We start from the raw sequence: 17,298 nt of genomic DNA, 5'->3' as shown, positions 1-17,298 counted from the left end.
TCAGGCCGCGTCGGTGAGCACGGCGACGTGAGGTGAACCCGTCGCCGGGGCATTGATCCTGGCGGGGATCTGGAGACGCTCGCATGCCGCCATGGCGCGCAACCTGACCATGAGCGTACAGGTGGTGGAGTCGCCATTGGCAAGCCCCTGGACGGTGCGATGATGCGCTCCCAGGAAGCCGGCGATGTGATCCATCGACCAGCCGTTGGTGCACAGCATGTGTATTCGGCGACGGGTGCTCGTCGCATCGACGAGCGTGGTGGTGGTCGCAAAGATGTGTTCGGGGCGGATGCCGATGAGTCGAGTGGCATCGATCGAACGAATTCGTCTGATCGGGGCACCCACGCCCACGAGGCGGGCGATGGTGCGGCTCGAGACGCCGGAGAGCACGGCGATCACTCGCCAGGGGACGGCAGTCTGCGCCACGAGCCATCGGACGTGGGCGGCGAAGACTTGTGCCGGCACCCAGGAATTCATGTCTGATGTCAGACGGATGGTGGCGGCAGTGGTGGGTCGACAAGATTGGGGAGTGAGGGATGATGGCGGCACAGCAGTCTCCGATCGACACACGTGGCAGGGGTGAATGCCTTCATCCTGCGTGTCTGGGCAGGTGGAGCACAGGCGTATCGGTGATCTCTCGATGAAACTTGGATGACGGTTCTGCACCGCAGAGGAAACATCCCTAGTCAGCTGTGAGCGCAAAAATCCCGTGAGCCGTGTCAGCGACACGACCCACGGGATGCGATTGCCCGGCAGACGTCAGGTCGGTGACTCGACTCGATCAGTCACGACGTGCCGGTCGGATCGGTCGACTCACCGCTGGGCCCGGGTGAACCCGGCCTTCTTGGCAGCCTCTTCGGTGGTGAACCAGACGTCGGCAATGGTGCGGTCGTAACCACCGGAGCCGGGCACGTGGTACTTCTTGGAGCGCTCGTTGCCCTTGATGATGAAGCCTTCCGGCGGGTTGTCGCCCACATAGGAGTCAACGGACGTGTCCTGCGTGGACTCGGCCTTGGGATCCTCGGCAACCAGTGCGGCCACGGGTTCTGGCGAGGTGTCGGCAACGGACCTTGCCGCAGACTTGGAACCAGTTGCCGGCTTCTCGGGCTTGGCCACTGGCTTGCTGGCGCCGTGGTTCGACTTGTGGCCCTGGGCCGGTGCGCCCTCAGCCGTCATCTCGGTGGCGGAGTTGCCCTCGGTGACGGTGTCTGGGGCAGTGGCCGGAGCGTCATCCTTCGGCGACGTCGAGGCATCATCCTTGCAGTCGCAGGAGGATCCCTTGGCGTCGGAGCAGCACGAGGCGGCATCGTCCTTGGAGAATGCCGTCGGTGCCTTCGGGGTCCACGAGTAGGTCTCAGTGGGTTCATGGGCAGTCCAACCGTCGTCGGAACTGGTGAGGAACTTGCGGGCGGCATAGATTCCGACCCCCACTGCGGACACGACGGAACCCCAGCACAGGAACTTCTTGAACCCGCCGTGCTTCTTCTCACTCTTCTCAGGCTCGAGGGACTCGCCACGAATAGCTGCCACGGCTGCCTTTCGGCGCTGTCTGGCCTCCTGGGTCATGGGGTGTTCGGAGACCTGGGAGGCCTTTTCCTCGAGTCCGGGGAGGATGTCCTCCTGAAAGGAGTCGTAGGCCTGGTGAAATTTCTCTGACGCCACCTCCTTGGCATTCTCCAAGGTGGGACCCATGTTCTTCTGGGCCTCGGAGAGAGCCTTGCCACCCAGCTCCTTGGCCTGTTCGGTCAGCGGCGCGAGTTTCTCACCAGCAGCCTTCGCCCATGGTGCGATCTTCTCCGAAGCCTGAGATGCCAGTGGGCCGGCTTTCTCCTGGGCGGCGGTCAGATATGCGGCAGCTGCCTCCAACGCCTGAGCCCTCTGCTCCTTGAACGACGAGGAGAGGTTGCTGGCGGCGGCCTTGTCGGCGGCGGCCTTCGCCTTCTTGTTGCGGGACACGTTTCCTCCATCAATAGGGGTCAAGCTCGTGATCGAGCACAATCCACGGTATCCCGCGTTCCAGGCATCTGTAGCGTTTGGCCGAAAATTCCCGACTGCCCACGTCGATGGGTAGGGTGAAGAGGAAAGATTCATCTTCCACGAAAGGCAGCACGGTGGCTTCCACTGCGACTCTGCACACCAACCACGGTGACATCACCCTCAATCTCTTCGAAGACCAGGCCCCCAAGACGGTGGCCAATTTCGTCGGGCTCGCCAATGGCACCAAGGAGTACCTTGACCCACGCACCGGCCAACCCACCACCGGAAAGTTCTATGACGGGCTGGTCTTCCACCGCGTCATCGATGGATTCATGATCCAGGGCGGCTGCCCGCTGGGTACCGGAACTGGTGGCCCCGGTTACCAGTTCGCCGACGAGTTCCATCCCGATCTCAACTTCGGCAAGCCCTACCTGCTGGCCATGGCCAATGCCGGTCCGGGCACCAATGGCTCCCAGTTCTTCATCACCGTCGCCCCGACCCCACACCTCAACCGTCGGCACACCATCTTCGGTGAGGTTGCCGACGAGGAGTCCCGCAAGGTCGTCGACGAGATCGCCGCCGTGCGCACCGGTCGGATGGATCGCCCGGTCGACCCGGTCGTCATCGAGTCCGTCGAGATCGCCTGACTCCTGCCTCACACGTCCCAGCCCCTGCCAGCCCTTGCGGCTCCAGCCCCTGTCAGCCTCGTGGCGCATGCCACGATCTGTCAGGTGGCGTCATGCCACGATCGGTCGGCAGGTGGCTGGGACGCCGTGCGTCTCGGTACGAAGGCTGCGCACTTGGGCGGCCAGCGCCTGGGCGTCGACGTAGATGTGCGCCGGCCAGGACCAGTCACCGTCGATGTCGACCAGACGCACTCCCTCCTCCTCGAACCACGAGGCGATGAGCTCGGCTTCCTCGACAGTGCAGGCTGGCAGACCGCTCACCGGTGGCGGCAGGACGGTCTGGGCAGCGGTGACGATCGCATCGATGGCGGGCATGGGGTTGCCGCCCACCCGGACCCGTCCGGCACCGGCCAGTCGGCCGTATCGCACGACATGGACGTGCCAGAAGTCGTCGACCCGCTGGGCAGCGACGATCTGGGGGCACCGTGCCAGCGATGCCAGCCGCGCCCCGCGTCGTCCCACCCGCAACAGGGTCAGTGCACGATCGGTGCGAGCTCCGGCCTCCTCGAAACGATCGGCATCGGCGAGTTCGGCTATGCGCGCTGCGTGTCCAGTGGCAGCTGCCGTGACGTCGCGGGTCATGATCCGGGTGGCGAGCTCGACGATCTCCTGGTAGCTGGCACGATCCGGGTGCAGACACGGAGCCGGGCACCTTCCCATCTCGGCCAGGGGACAGCCGTGCGGATGCGAACTCAACGCCCCGGTGCACTCGCGCAGCGGGGCGATCTCTCGCAACGCTCGACAGGCATCGACGGCGTCGTCACGCCGGGTGAACGGTCCCCAGTACACCCGGCCGGGCTGGGTGGTGGATCGCACGATCGACAGTCTCGGGAAGGCCTCGTCGGTGAGCGTCACCCAGGACACCTTGTTCTGGCGTTGGGAACGACGGTTGTACCGAGGGCTGTGGGCATCGATGAGGCGCAGTTCCACCACCCCGGCCTCCAGTGGCGTGGTACAGGTCTGGTGACCCACCGCGGTGGACAGCCGGACCATCTCGTCCATGCGGGAACGATGCTCCGAGGCCGTGAAATAGGTTGACACCCTGCGGCGCAGATTCACCGACTTTCCCACGTAGAGCACTTCGTCGGGGTGCCCGGGCTCCTCACGGTGGAACCAGTACACCCCGGGCTCCTCGGGCAGGTCCTTTGCCCACACCCGCTTGGCCCGACGCTGCCTGCTCACGTGATGGGTGAACTCGAGGACGTCCTCCAGGGTCGTCACCCCAAGGTTCCCGATCCGCTCCAGCAGCCCGTGCAGCACGTCGACGGTGGCACGGGCATCGTCCAGGGCACGGTGGTCCGGTGAGGTCTGGGCATGGAAGAGGGTGGCCAGCGAGCCCAACCTGTAGCTGCGTACCTCCTCGCGGTGCAGTGTCATACGCGCCAAGGTGAGGGTGTCCACCACCTGGTGACCCGGCCAGGGATGGTCATGGGCCTGGTAGGCGCGTCGGAGGAAACCGACGTCGAAACGGGCGTTGTGCGCGACGAGCACCGTTGAGTGGCTGAACTCGATCCAGCTGGGCAGCACTGCGCCGATTCGTGGGGCGGTGCTCACCATGGCGTCGGTGATACCGGTGAGCACCTGCACCGAGGCTGGAATGTGCTCACCCGGGTTGACGAAGGTCTGGAACTCGCCCTGCACCACACCACCACGCACCTTCACAGCGCCGATCTCCGTGATCGCGTCGTCGGTGGACAGTCCCGTCGTCTCCAGGTCGACGACGCAGAACGTCACCTCGGACAGCGGCGTGCCGAGGTCGTCGAACGAGGGTTGCAGGTGTGCTGATGAGGAATCTGGCATGGTGACGAGGGCGGTGTGTCGGGGTCATGGATTCGGTGCGGCGACGTATGGGATACGGCCTCAGATCAAGTGTAGAATATGTGTTCGATCGTTTCGAGGTCTGGCCTGCGAGTCGCACGAGTTTTCGGGGGAATGGTACAAGTCATCGGAATCGACGCCCAAGCGGTTCGGGACGAGCGATTAAGCTGTGCACCACACACAGGAAAGTGGGGAAGCAGTGCTCAGTATCGGAGTCGACATCGGGGGGACGAAGGTTGCCGCCGGCGTCGTGGACGAGGACGGTGAGATCCTGCGTCATCTGGTGCGTCCGACGCCGTCACGTAGTCCGGAAGCCGTCGAGAACGCCATCGTCGAGGCCGTGGACTCCCTGTCGGACGGGCTGCCCGTGAGATCGGTGGGCATCGGTGCCGCTGGGTGGGTGGACACCGAGCAGGCCCTGGTGCGATTCTCCCCACACCTGGCCTGGCGCAACGAGCCGTTGCGAGATCGTCTCTGCGAGCGGATCGACCTGCCGGTCATCGTCGACAACGACGCCAATGCGGCTGCCTGGGCGGAGTACGAGTTCGGGGCGGGACGTGACTCCCGGGTCATGACGTGCATCACCCTGGGAACCGGTATCGGTGGGGCGCTGGTCATCAATGGCCGGGTGTTTCGCGGCCGTTACGGCATGGCCGGTGAGTTCGGCCACATGGCGGTGGTACCCGATGGGCACTGGTGCCCGTGCGGAAACCGCGGGTGCTGGGAGCAGTACGCCTCGGGAAACTCCCTGGTGCGTGATGCCAAGGCCCTGCTGGCCGAGGGCTCCCCAGAGGCATTGAGCCTGCTGCACTACGTGCCCGACAAGGATCCGGCACATCTCGTCGGACCGGATGTGAGTCGCGCGGCGGTGGATGGCAACCAAGTGGCCATCGAGCTCATCGCCGACGTGGGGACCTGGCTCGGGCGAGGCATGGCGAGTCTGGCAGCTGCGCTGGACCCAGACCTTTTCGTCATCGGTGGGGGAGTCAGCGCTGCCGGGGATCTGCTCCTCGACCCAGCGCGGGCTGCCTTCGGACGTGCCCTCACCGGCCGTGGGTATCGTCCGGTTGCCGGGGTGGAGCGGGCTCGGTTCGGCAACGACGCCGGTCTCATCGGGGCTGCCGACCTGGCTCGGCACTCCATCACCGACCCGCCCGGCGCTGCGCGCGGGTTCTGGCCACAGCGGCGCTCCCGTCACCGACGCCGTATGTTCTCCGCACGTCGCTGAGATGCGGGGCGACCGGCAGCGAGGACATCGAGACACTCGCCCGATCGGATGATCGGGGGCCTGTTGCGACCATGCCCGTGGGGTGAAGTCGCTATCGTGTGTGATGAAACGGTGAGAGGAGGCCACATGTGGTATCAGTTCTTCAAGTACACACTGTTCGCTCCGGGCACGCGGCTGGTCTGTCGTCCGTGGGTCGTCGGTGAGGAGAACATACCGACTGATGGCGGTGCCATCCTGGCGAGCAACCACCTGGGGGTGCTCGATCCGTTGATCGTGGCCTCGATGATTGACCGCCCGATCACCTATCCTGCCAAGAAGGAACTCTTCGATCCCTCCGGTGGCCCGGGCAAGCGGATCGTCGCATGGTTCATGCATGCCGTCGATCAGGTGCCACTGGACCGTTCCGGGGGCCGTGGCTCCCTCACCGCCATGGATCCGGTGCTGGAGAGGCTGCAGGAAGGTGGCCTGGTGGGCATCTTCCCGGAAGGTACTCGTTCAGCAGATGACCGTATGTTCAAGGCGAAGACGGGTGTCGCCCGCCTTGCCCTGACCGCCAAGGTCCCGGTGATACCAGTGGGGGTCGCCGGGTCACAGACGAGCAGAACGGTGTGCGGCATTCCCCTGTGCTCGCGCCCGGGGCTCATCTTCGGCAAGTCGCTGGACTTCTCCGACTACTCCGACCGGGTTGGTGAGACGGCGGTGCTGCGCTGGGTGACCAACGAGATCATGGACGCCGTGGCCGAGCTCACCGGTCAGGAATATGTCGACGTCTTCGCGACGCGCGTCAAATACGGAAACCTCCGGGGCAAGGACCTCACGCCGTGGGTACGTGATCGTCCGGGCCATGTGGCACCACCCGCCCCCAGGAAGGATCGACAACGCGCCACCAGCGCGGCTGAAGTCGAGACCCAGCCCGGCATCGACGGCACCTCTTCCACGGCATCCCAGCCGCTATCCGTCCTGACGGATCTGCACTGAAGAGACCGCCGATGAATCCCCTTCGACGCTGGCTCAGTGGTGGAACATCCGTCAGGCTCCAGGGCGCGGACCTGCCAGACGGCCCCTTCATCCTGGCTGTCCACCATTCACGCAGGATGGACGTCGTCGCGGTTTCCTCTGCACTGCGCGCCCACACCAGCACCCGGCTCTGGTTGGGCTTGGTGACTCGTGCGCATCCGTACCCGTGGAGCACCCGGGTGCGGGCAAAGGCATTCTCCATGTTGCAGGCCGGGCGAGCAGTCGTCGCCTTCCCCGAGGTGGCGACGGCCCCTGGCAAGGCGGTGTACAAGGCCGACATCGGGGTCGCCGATCTGGCCCTGCACGCCAAGGTCCCGGTGGTCCCCGGATACCTCGACCACGAGGGATCATGTCTGGTGGTGGGCGAGGCCCTGGACTTTCGTCGGCACTGGGACACTCGGGGGAGCAGGCCCATCGTGCGGGCCATGGCCGACGAGATCATGATCGCCATCGCCGAGCTGAGCGGCCTTCCCTACCGCGACCTACCAGCTTCGTCGGTACGAGCCCAACGAGCAGCGGATCGTGCCGATCGAGCTGCGGCACGTGAACGGGAACGTCGACTGCGCGCCGAGCGGGAACGGGAGGAGGCCCTGGCAGAGGAACGCGAACTGGCGGCAGCAACCATGGATGCCAGGCGAGCCGCCCGCCTGCATGCATTGGAGGCTGCGATGGCCGACCGTGCGGCTCAGGGGGCCGGTCGCGAGATTCATGGTGAGGACGAGTGACCCGTTCGTTCCGAAGACCTGCGTGCCATACCTCGCAGACGCTTCGGTGACCGCGCCCGAGACACCGATCATGCCTGACTCGTCGGCAAAGGACCTCGGCACCCCGGTGCCACCGCCCTCTCGCAGGTCTGGCCGATGAGCCCGTCAGCCGAAACGACCGCGCTGCCAGCTGAACCGCTGCTCGTGGACTCGTCGTGCGACCCGTCAAGTGACTACACTCCCGTCGTGCCCACACCTGTTCCGACCCTCGAGAGTCTGCGCGCCATGCCGGTGGAGCAGCAACCCAGGTACTCGGACCCCCAGCAACGCCGTCGGGTCGTGCAGCGCCTGCGTGCCCTTGCGCCACTGGTTCGTGCCCGGCAGTGTGACGAGCTGCGTTCCCGTCTGGCCGACGTCGCCGGAGGACATGCCTTCCTGCTGCAGGGAGGTGACTGCGCGGAGACCTTCGCAGGGGTGCGTGCCGACAACATCGGCAACAAGGTGCGGGTGCTGTCGTCGATGGCCGCGGTGATGGCCGATGCTGCCGGCGTTCCCGTGGTTACCGTGGGACGGATCGCAGGCCAGTACGCCAAACCGCGCTCGCGACGCACCGAGACTCGGGACGGCGTCGAGCTGCCGAGCTACCGGGGAGACGCCGTCAACGGATTCGAGTTCACGGCCCGGGCTCGCCAGCATGACCCCGAGCGTCTGGAGCGGATGTATCGTGCCGCCGCTGCGACCCTCGAACTCGTGGCGGGCACTGGGCGTCACCTGCGTGTCTGGGCGAGTCACGAGGCCCTCCTGCTGGACTACGAACATTCCCTGACGCGTGTCGACGAGCACTCCCAGCTGCCCTACGACCTGTCTGGTCACCTGGTGTGGCTGGGGGAGCGGACCCGTCGACTGGACGGGGCCCACGTCGCCTTCCTCCAGTCGGTGCACAACCCGGTGGGGGTGAAGCTGGGACCCTCCGCCACTGCTCAGCAGGCCGTCGCCTTGGCCGAGGCGCTCGACCCGCGACACACCCCCGGCCGGCTCACCGTCATCACCCGGATGGGGGCCGGACGGGTACGTCGGCTGCTTCCCCCGATCATCAGGGCCGTCGAGGCCACCGGTCGGTCGGTGGTGTGGTGCTGTGATCCCATGCACGGCAACACCTTCGAGACCGCCAATGGCTACAAGACGAGGTCGTTCCACGACATCTGTGCCGAGGTCAACGGCTTCTTCGACGTCCACGAGGAGCTGGGCACCAGACCTGGTGGGGTGCACGTCGAGCTCACCGGCGACGATGTCACGGAATGTCTGGGCGGTACCGACGCCTTGGCCGAGTCGGATCTGGGGAATCGGTACGAGACGGTCTGTGACCCGCGCCTCAACCGCAACCAGTCGATGGAGCTTGCCCAGCTGGTCGCCGACCGATTGACGCGCAGTCACGGCTCGCACGCCCAAGGATGACCAATGCCACAATGCCACAGGTGCCCATCTGCGGGGTGGGCCGCCAGGACGGTCTCTGGTGGGAGCGTCACTCGATGCGGATTCGGCGGATCTTGACCGAAACCCGGGGTGTGGTCAGGCCGACGATGACACACTGGGGGCATGAAGATTTCCCACCTCGGTCACTCATGTGTTCTCGTCGAAGCCGCTGGAGCCCGGATCCTCATCGACCCCGGTGACGGGTCGCAGGCATGGCACGACCTGACCGATCTGGATGTCATCCTGGTGACCCACCGTCACCCCGACCATGTGGACCCGGCCCACATCAAGGACTTGGTCAATGCCAATTCCTCGGCGATCTGCCGTGCCGAGGCCGGGGCGTGCACCACCGTGCCAGAGCTGGATGCCGACCCGATCGCGCCCGGTGACGTGCTCGAACTCGGTGACGTGCGCATCGAGGCGGTTGGTGGGCGGCACGCCACGATCCACCGTGACCTGGAGCCGATCGGCAATGTCGGCTACCTCATCGGCGAAGGCTTGGGGACGATCCTCTACCACCCCGGTGACGAGCTCGACGAGATGCCACGTGGGGTGGATGTGTTGGCCGTGCCGATCCAGGCACCGTGGGCAGCCATGAAGGAGACGATCGACTTCACCCGAGGTGTCGGTGCCCGGCATGCCTTCATGATCCACGACGCCCTGCTCAGCGAGCGTGGCTGGAATCTCATGTACGGCATGCATTCCCAACTCACCGACACGCAGTTCCACGACCTGCGTGGTGGACAGCCGTGGGAGGTGCCCCAGGACTGAACGTGGACGTCACGCCCCTGTGGGCGAGACGTGGTTGCCGTCGTCTGGGATGTCGGGAGGCCCGAGGATGCGTTCTCGGGCCTCATCCGTGTTGTAAGTGTGCGTGCGACCGGTGGGTCTGAGGCCAGGTCGTGTCAGATCAGGCGGTCCAGGGACGGACGTGGTGCCCTGATGTCGGGCTGGGCCGGGGACGGGATGGTGGATGTGGTCGGGGCGAAGGTGCCACGTCTACGCCCGGCAGGCCGCACGACCAGGAACATGGCAGCCATGATGGCGATCGCACCGAGAATCATCTGACCGGTGAAGACCTCTCCGGCGATCCCCACCGCGAAGACGGCACTCCACATGGGCTCGGTGCACATGATGACTGCTGACCGGGTGGCGTCGACGCGGGTCTGGGCCCAGCTCTGCAGGAAGACCGTCACCGTGCCGCAGATGATGCCGAGGTAGGCGATGGCGGTCCAGTCGCTGATCCCCGAGGGCAGGATGATTCCGCCGGGGGCTGCGAACAGTGTTGCCATGACGGCAATGGTGAGGGTTTGGTACAGCCCCAGCGATGCGACGTTGTTGGGTGTTGCGAACTTACCGGTGGCCACGATGTGGCTGGCGTAGGCGACGGCCCCGAGGAAGGTGAGCAGTTCACCGGTACCCAGACCGGTACTCAAGGCAGAAGGATCGATCGCCAGCGAACCAAGCCCCACGGTGGCGAACCCCACGGCCACCCAGACCGGTTTGGTGACCTTTCTGCCCAGGAACAGGGCAGCCAGCAGCGGAGTGATGACGACGTACAGGCCCGTGATGAACCCATTGACCGATGCCGTCGTACCCGTCAGTCCGAGAGCCTGCAGAATCTGGCCAGCGCCGAAGAGGAAGCCGAGGACGACTCCGCTGCGAATCGTCTTCCATGAGGCCTTCCACGCCTTGGGAAAGACGATGCCGAAGGCCAGCGCAGCCATGATGAAACGGCTCGACAGCAACGAAGCCGGGTCCATGTGGGCATAGGCGTTCTTCATGACGATGAGGGTGGAACCCCACAGCATCGCCATGAGCAGGAGAGCCGCGTATGCCAGACGCGATGAACGGAATCCGACCATGGCCACATGGTAACAAAAGAATCTTTGGAGAACAAACCGATGTTCCTTGGTTTATTGCGTCATGAAGCGATTTGATCGAACAAATGACACTGAAGCTTCGAGAAAACCGAAAATCCTTTGGACATCACGCGGTTTCTGGTGTGGTTCCTCAGCAGTCTGCTGGGTACGTGTTCCGATGGGTCTCACCCATTGCACTGCGGGAAACATGCGTGAGTTGCCTTGTCGGGGGGACCCTCGACGTGTGTACGTGGCAGAACTCGCCGTGTGACCCTGGAGATGACGTGTGGACCCGTGGGGTGGGTGTGCGGTCAGTGCAACATCAGGAGTGCGAACAGGACGAGCACCACGATGGTCACCGTGGTCACGGGATGATGGTGCCGTGATGGCTGACCAGCGGTGCTCGCCTGCTTGATGTTTCTGCTCGATGCCGAGGAGGCTGACGCCGTCCGCGAGCCGGAGCGCTGATCCACCGGCATGACGGAGGATGAGGAAGCCCGGCCCAGGGGCCGTCCCGTGACGTTGCTCGAGACGACAGGTGTGCCACCCGTCATGGTCGCGGTACGGGCGCCATGGCGCGTCCGCTGCCAGCTTGCCCTCGTCCCCGGCTGCGCACCCTGGTACCAGGAGGCCCTGGTGGTTGTGGCACCAGTGGTGGGACGCCCATGGTTCTGGTTCGACCCCATCCTCTGACCGGAAGGTCGGGCCGGGTGGCCGTGGCGGTGCACCCGGGTGGGGTCCGTCGGCGGAGCGTAATCGTGGTGCGTCGCCGTACCCGGATGTGGGCCACGTGCCGATGCGTCCCTGGCGCCACGCGCGGTGCTGCGGGGGCGTCTGCGATCACTGCCACGCCGAGTTGCCGCCGTCTGCTCGCCTGGTGACCTGGTGCCACTGCGCAGATCGACATCGCCATGACTGCCCTCGTGGGTTCCGTGACTCGTCCGATACTCGGCGTGCGGCGTCTGGACGGAGCTGTTGGGTCGTCGAGGCTGCCCTATCGATGCCGGGGAGATGCTCCGGCCGGGTGCCACGGCCGATGGATCCCTGCCCGGTCCGGTCGTCGTTCGGGAGGAGCGCGGTGTGGCACCTGGGGTACGTCGGGCATGTGAGGTGTGTGTCATCAAGGCCTGCAGACTGGGATCCGTGGTGCCGGTACGGATGCTGTGTCGGGCGCGGCGTACCAGATCCAGCAGATGGCGGCCGTTCTCCGGCCGGCCCCGTGGGTCCCTGCAGGTGCAGGCCAGTACGAGGGCATCGACGAGCTCCGGGACGGGCTGACGATTCTGGTTCCTCGAGTGCTCCGACAGGTAGGACGAGGGGGTCGGGACGTCCTGTCTCACATGCGCCAGGGCAGTGCTGAACGGGGAGTCACCCACCAAGGGCTTGTCGCCGGTGAGCATCTCGAACAGCACGATTCCGGTGGAGTAGACGTCGGAACGCTCATCGGCGGGAATCCCCTCCACGAGCTCGGGCGGAATGTAGCTGGGGGTGCCCATGAGCTGACCATTGTCGATGGACATCGTCTGGGCGCCGATGGCACGAGACAACCCGAAATCGGCCACCTTGATCCGCCCGCGGTCCGAGATGAGTACGTTCTCGGGCTTGACGTCGCGATGCAACAGCCCGTCGGTGTGTGCGCTGGCCAGGGCGCACGAGATCGACTCGAGGTATTCCAGGGCGAGGTGGGCGGGCAGGGGGGCCTGCCGGGTGATGACATGGCGCAGGGTGCAGCCCGGCACGTACTCCATGACGATGAAGGGGCGATCGTCCTCGACGCCCTGGTCGAACACACTGACGATGTGGGGGCTCACCAGTCGGGCGGCGGACTGCGCCTCGGTGTCGAAGCGTCGGATCAGCTCCTCGTCATGGTTCTCGTGCATGAGCTTGATGGCGACCACGCGACGTAGCCGACGGTCCTGGGCACGGTAGACGGTGGCCATGCCGCCTCGTGCGATTTTGGACATGATCTCGTAGCGGCCCTCAAGAACACGACCCACGTAGGGGTCGGTACTCATGGTCATGCTCACGATGCGCCTCACACACGGTCGGGGAAGAAGGCCGTGCCAGCCTGTGGTTGAGTGTACGTCGGTTGGGTGACGGGCAATCGGGGCGACGCGGAGATCCGTCGAACTCGCCCGGAAAACCGACTCCCCGGACGGTCCGTCGGTACGGGTCAGTTAGCCAGCACACAAGGGCAACCACTGTACTCCGCCTCGTCCCCCGTGGGGGCACGGCAGGTCGATGATGGGGGTCGGGATGGCCAGCACCCTCCGGGGTCGGTCATCCTCCCGGATCCGGGGATCAGGATTGGTGGGTCTTCCGGGCCCGAGGCCCAGCGTTGGTGGTATTCCGGGCCCGAGGCCCGGGGGGCTGGGCGCCATCAGGGGCGAATTCTTCAATCCCGGGATCCGTGCCGGGGTGGTCTCCCCGACCAGCCATTCTGGTTGGGGCCCGGTTGTCCGGGGCCCAGCGCCGGGGTGGTCCCTCGGGGTGTGAGGAGTATTTCAGTCACGGGCAGCCGGTGAATGCCTGCGCTGAAGCAATCTCAGGCTGCCCGGTCAACGGCCGCCCTGGCCAGGGCGCGCAGGCCAGCCCTGCCCTCGTCCGTCATGTCGGTGGCATCCAGCACGGCCAGGGCTTGCGTCAGGCCGGTGTGGATCGTCTCCTCCACGGCAGCTCGGGCCCCGCACTGCTCAATGATCCTTCGCGCGGTGTGCACGTCGTCGTCCTCCAGATCGGCACGGCCCAGCATGGCCGTCAGGGTGGCGGCATCGTCCGGAGTGGCCTGGGACAGGGTATGGGCCACCAGGACCGTGCGCTTGCCCTCGCGAAGATCATCTCCTGCGGGCTTGCCGGTGACCTGCTCGTCACCGAAGACCCCGAGCAGGTCGTCGCGGTACTGAAATGCTCGTCCCAGAGGCGAGCCGAACTGCTGCAACGCCGTCAGCAACACAGTGGGGGATTCCTTCGTGGTGCTCAGGGCGACGCCGAGCTGCGCCGGTCGCACGACGGTGTAGGAGGCCGACTTGTACTCGACCACCCGGCCGACGAGATCGAGCATGGATTCACTGGTGGTGCCGGCCATACCGGCCTGGGCGGTGACGTCGAGCATCTGCCCACAGTTCACCTCGGTACGCACCGCGGCCAGGATCGGTGCGGCTGCGGTCATCGCACTGGTGGGAAGCGCAGCGGTGGTGAACATCTCGGCACTCCACACCGTGAGCAGATCGCCCAGCAGCAGGGCGACGTCTCGTCCGTACTCCTCCGGCGCCCCCATTCCGTGGTTCTGGCGGTGCGCAGCCTCGAATCGGCGATGGGCCGAGGGCAGGCCCCGTCGGGTGTCCGAGTGGTCCATGATGTCGTCGTGCACCAAGGCCGAGACGTGCAACAACTCCAAACTGGCCGCAGCCTGCATGAGGGCCTGTGGATCGCGTGGTTGACCTGCGGCAGCCACGTACCCCCAATAGCAGAAGGCCGGGCGCAGACGTTTTCCGCCAGCCGTGTAGTCGCGGGCCGCCTGCAGCACCGGGGTCAGTTCGGTGCCGATCGACGCCAGGACGGATTCCTGACCGTCGAGAAAGGACGTGAGTGCGCAGGAGACGGCGTGACGCAGGTCGGCTCCGGCCGGGTCGGACGGGTCGAAAGTCATGACTTCACCCTATCGGCCCCAGCGCACTCGTTGGTCCAGTACGGCATCGGCTCCCGTCGGTCGGTTCCGGAAGACCGTGGTTGCCCCCGAGGCGGCGGCCACGGGGGCTTGGACCACGGTTGGTGTGAGCGGTGACGGCCGGGCTCGGGTCCCACAACAGGTCGTGCGGCCACGGGATTCGGACGGTTGGGGTGGGCGTGTGGTGCCACCCATCACCAGTACGTCATCGACCGATGTGGCACGAGGCTCCGGTGCGTGGGGGCACGTGCGTGGGGCTCTGCGCCTGCTCATCCCTGCCACAGGGCCTGCTGCCAGAGCTCGGTGCTCACCGACTGGCCGTTCGAGTCCGTCACCCCCAGGACGACGAGTCGTTGGGTCGCTCTGGTGAGGGCCACGTAGAGCACGCGCACCCCTCCGGGAGACTGGGCGACGATCTGCTCGGGATCGACGACGAGAGCCGCGTCGTACTCCAACCCCTTGGCCTGCATGGTCGTCACGACGAGCAGTCGATCGTCCTGCCGGGCAGTGTGCACGGCGTCTGTCTCGGGCAACTGATGCAGTGTCTCCTCGACATGGTCTGCCAGTGCCGGCGGCACGACGATGCCCACCGTGCCGTCCACCTGGCTCAGCAGGATCCTCGTCTGCTCCAGCAGCTCCTCGTCCAGCTGGGCCTGGGACGTGGTGGTGCGCACCGGGTCGACGCCGGTGGAGCGCACCGCCTCGGGCAGATCGGCATCCGGCTGGGCGGTGACGATCACTCGGGCAGCGAGGTCGAAGACCTCGGCGGGGGACCGGTAGTTCTTCGACAGTCGGAAGGTGCGCAACGGGGCGCTGCCCACCAAGGCGTCGATGGCGGCCTGGGTCTCCTCGGGGAACGGGTAGGCCGATTGGGCTGGGTCGCCGACGATCGTCCACGAGGACTGTGGACCGCGTCTGCGCAGCATGAGCCACTGCATCGGTGTGATGTCCTGGGCCTCGTCGACGAGGACGTGGGCAAAGGTGTCATGAAGTTCGGTCTCGTCGGTCTCACGACGGTCGGTGAGGATGTCGGAGATCGTCACCAGTTCGTCGACCGACTGCGCACCACTGAGGAAGATCGGTTCGGAGATGTCCGGGTCGACCGGGGCCGGGCCCATGATCGCTGCGAGATGATCCAGCAGGGCGATGTCGGCAATGCTCCATGCCCGCCGCCCCTCGTCATCGGCTGGCGGGATGGATGCGGTGAGAATCCCCCGATCCTCCGGTGACCAGTCCGGGGCCACCTCGGCAGTGACCTCGTCGTGCTCCAACCGGGCCAGTACCTGGGGGGCGGACAGTGGTGGCCACCACGCATTGAGGAACATGCGGTAGGAGGCCTGCGAGGTGACGAGCTCGTCGAAGTCCTCCCGCGACAGGTCGTACCTGGCGATCGTGTCGGCGGGCATGAGGTTCCACAGCTGGTCGAGCAGGGACTGCTCGACCGAGTGACGGGCCAGGTTGTAGGGCTGACGTCCCAGGATGTGCGAGCGAGTGGTGCGCAACCGTTGCGCTGGAATCGTCAGTACCTCGGCCTTGACGGTGACGCGCAGTCGCTGTTCCCGTGGATCGGCGGTCATCGGCAGACTCACCAGTCGTTCGAGGACGTCGACCATGCGCAGACTGCCCTTGATGGTGGCTGCCCGGGACTCGTCGAGGCGATCGGAGCTGAACCCCAGGACGTCGGAGGCCACCTGCCCCATGGAGTGCAGGGTCACCGAGTCCTCCCCCAGGCTGGGCAGCACCCGCTCGATGTAGTTCATGAACACCGAGCTGGGGCCGACGACGAGCACGCCGCCGTTCTCCAGTCGGGTGCGGTGGGAGTACAGCAGATAGGCGGCGCGGTGCAGGGCGACGACGGTTTTCCCGGTGCCGGGACCGCCAGTGATCATCGTCACCCCCTGGTAGGGGGCTCGAATGGCCTCGTCCTGTTCGGCCTGGATCGTGGCGACGATGGAGTGCATCTTCGTGTCACGAGCCCGACTGAGCGCCGCCATGAGGGCGCCCTCACCAATGATCGGCAGGTGGGACGGGTTCTCGGTGTCGATGAGGTCGTCCTCGATGCCGAGCACCTTCTCGTCACGACATCGCAGCACTCGGCGTCGAACGACCCCCATGGGATCCGACGAGGTGGCACGGTAGAACGGCTCGGCGGCGCGGGCCCGCCAGTCGATGACCAAGGGTTCGTAGTCGGCGTCGCGTACCCCGATGCGACCGATGTGGCGTACCTCGGCGTCGTCGGCAAGGTCCAGGCGGCCGAAGACCAGTCCTTCGTGCTCGGAGTTGAGGATGGACAGTCGACGTGCGGCGTTGAAGGCGAAGGCGTCGCGTTCGAACATCGCCGTGCCGTCCTCCTCGCGCACCCAGGTGGTGCGGTCGGAGCGATAGATGTCGTTGCTGGCCCGGGCCATCCTGTGGGCCTTGGCCTCGTCCACCTCGAGTTGGGCGTGGACGCGATCGACGTGCTCCTGCTCGATCGCCATCTCCCGCTTCACGACGTCCTCGGTGGGGAGGTCGGGGGGAGTGGGGGTGTGTCCGGCAGGGGCGTTCGACATCTTCTGGGATGGGTCAGCGTGCAAGATCGATCCTCGAGCAGCGGGTCTCTCGAGTACGCGGGCTCGAGAGTCTTTCTGGGTGAGGACACATTTTATGTCGCCGTCAGGTGCTCTGTCAGCCGGAGCCGCAGCTCCGTGTCGGGAAGGGTCTGGGTCACGCACGATGCCAGCTGTCTTCAGCGGGTTGCTGCACTGCCCTGTGCCGGGAAGGGCCTGGGAGTCCTTCTCAGGGGGCATGTCTGTGAAGATCCCGACCGATGACACACCAGCGCCAAGAGATTGAGTCGATCTGACTCAACTTTCACTTGTGTTTT

Annotated in this window: 11 protein-coding genes and 2 pseudogenes; 6 read left to right on the top strand and 7 right to left on the bottom strand. The window is 65.7% G+C overall.

All coding sequences use genetic code 11. The features are described from left to right. Both CKV91_RS08980 and CKV91_RS08975 read right to left on the bottom strand, forming a co-directional pair. On the bottom strand, positions 1-465 hold the full coding sequence (locus CKV91_RS08980; RefSeq protein ID WP_021105728.1) for a hypothetical protein: 465 nt from the start codon (positions 463-465) through the stop codon (positions 1-3). Positions 466-813: 348 nt separating this feature from the next. Then, complete coding sequence (locus tag CKV91_RS08975; protein WP_021105727.1) at positions 814-1,956, bottom strand: sunset domain-containing protein; 1,143 nt, start codon at positions 1,954-1,956, stop codon at positions 814-816. A 155-nt stretch (positions 1,957-2,111) separates the two neighbouring features. On the opposite strand from CKV91_RS08975, the gene CKV91_RS08970 reads away from it, so the two are divergent. Continuing rightward, positions 2,112-2,624, top strand: coding sequence for a peptidylprolyl isomerase (locus CKV91_RS08970; RefSeq protein WP_021105726.1), 513 nt, complete (start codon positions 2,112-2,114; stop codon positions 2,622-2,624). Positions 2,625-2,714: 90 nt separating this feature from the next. Here CKV91_RS08970 and CKV91_RS08965 read toward each other — a convergent pair whose 3' ends face one another. After that, positions 2,715-4,463 carry a DEDD exonuclease domain-containing protein gene (locus CKV91_RS08965; protein WP_065860464.1) on the bottom strand — a complete coding sequence of 583 codons (1,749 nt, stop codon included), beginning with the start codon at positions 4,461-4,463 and terminating at the stop codon, positions 2,715-2,717. Positions 4,464-4,680: 217 nt separating this feature from the next. Between CKV91_RS08965 and CKV91_RS08960 the strand changes: the two genes are divergently transcribed. The 5 genes and pseudogenes from CKV91_RS08960 (at position 4,681) to CKV91_RS08940 (ending at position 9,674) form a co-directional block, all read left to right on the top strand. After that, the gene (locus CKV91_RS08960; protein WP_021104286.1) at positions 4,681-5,709 is read left to right on the top strand and encodes an ROK family glucokinase; all 1,029 of its coding nucleotides are present in this window, start codon (positions 4,681-4,683) and stop codon (positions 5,707-5,709) included. A 126-nt stretch (positions 5,710-5,835) separates the two neighbouring features. Further along, a pseudogene (locus CKV91_RS08955) lies at positions 5,836-6,576 on the top strand (lysophospholipid acyltransferase family protein); the annotation flags it as partial. A gap of 227 nt (positions 6,577-6,803) precedes the next feature. Next, a complete protein-coding gene (locus CKV91_RS08950) occupies positions 6,804-7,451 on the top strand; it encodes a lysophospholipid acyltransferase family protein (protein WP_152332742.1) in 648 nt (215 codons plus the stop codon). A gap of 264 nt (positions 7,452-7,715) precedes the next feature. Then, positions 7,716-8,885 (top strand): 3-deoxy-7-phosphoheptulonate synthase, encoded by a 1,170-nt coding sequence (locus CKV91_RS08945; RefSeq protein ID WP_051167265.1) that lies wholly within the window; start codon positions 7,716-7,718, stop codon positions 8,883-8,885. Positions 8,886-9,026: 141 nt separating this feature from the next. Beyond that, positions 9,027-9,674 carry an MBL fold metallo-hydrolase gene (locus CKV91_RS08940; RefSeq protein ID WP_021104290.1) on the top strand — a complete coding sequence of 216 codons (648 nt, stop codon included), beginning with the start codon at positions 9,027-9,029 and terminating at the stop codon, positions 9,672-9,674. Between the two features lie 134 nt (positions 9,675-9,808). On the opposite strand, the gene CKV91_RS08935 is transcribed toward CKV91_RS08940, so the two are convergent. The 4 genes and pseudogenes from CKV91_RS08935 to CKV91_RS08920 all read right to left on the bottom strand — a co-directional run bounded on the left by CKV91_RS08935 (position 9,809) and on the right by CKV91_RS08920 (position 16,924). Continuing rightward, entirely contained in the window at positions 9,809-10,720 is a 912-nt protein-coding gene (locus CKV91_RS08935; RefSeq protein WP_036978029.1) for a DMT family transporter, read from the bottom strand. Between the two features lie 968 nt (positions 10,721-11,688). Further along, positions 11,689-12,786, bottom strand: a pseudogene (locus tag CKV91_RS09895) (protein kinase domain-containing protein); the annotation flags it as partial. Between the two features lie 524 nt (positions 12,787-13,310). Continuing rightward, a complete protein-coding gene (locus CKV91_RS08925) occupies positions 13,311-14,414 on the bottom strand; it encodes a polyprenyl synthetase family protein (protein WP_021104293.1) in 1,104 nt (367 codons plus the stop codon). A 287-nt stretch (positions 14,415-14,701) separates the two neighbouring features. Then, the gene (locus CKV91_RS08920; protein ID WP_197691392.1) at positions 14,702-16,924 is read right to left on the bottom strand and encodes a HelD family protein; all 2,223 of its coding nucleotides are present in this window, start codon (positions 16,922-16,924) and stop codon (positions 14,702-14,704) included. Positions 16,925-17,298 lie beyond the last annotated feature (374 nt).

This window comes from Cutibacterium granulosum (genome assembly GCF_900186975.1).
Taxonomy (GTDB): Bacteria; Actinomycetota; Actinomycetes; order Propionibacteriales; family Propionibacteriaceae; genus Cutibacterium; species Cutibacterium granulosum.
This window is presented reverse-complemented; position numbering and strand designations above follow the sequence as displayed.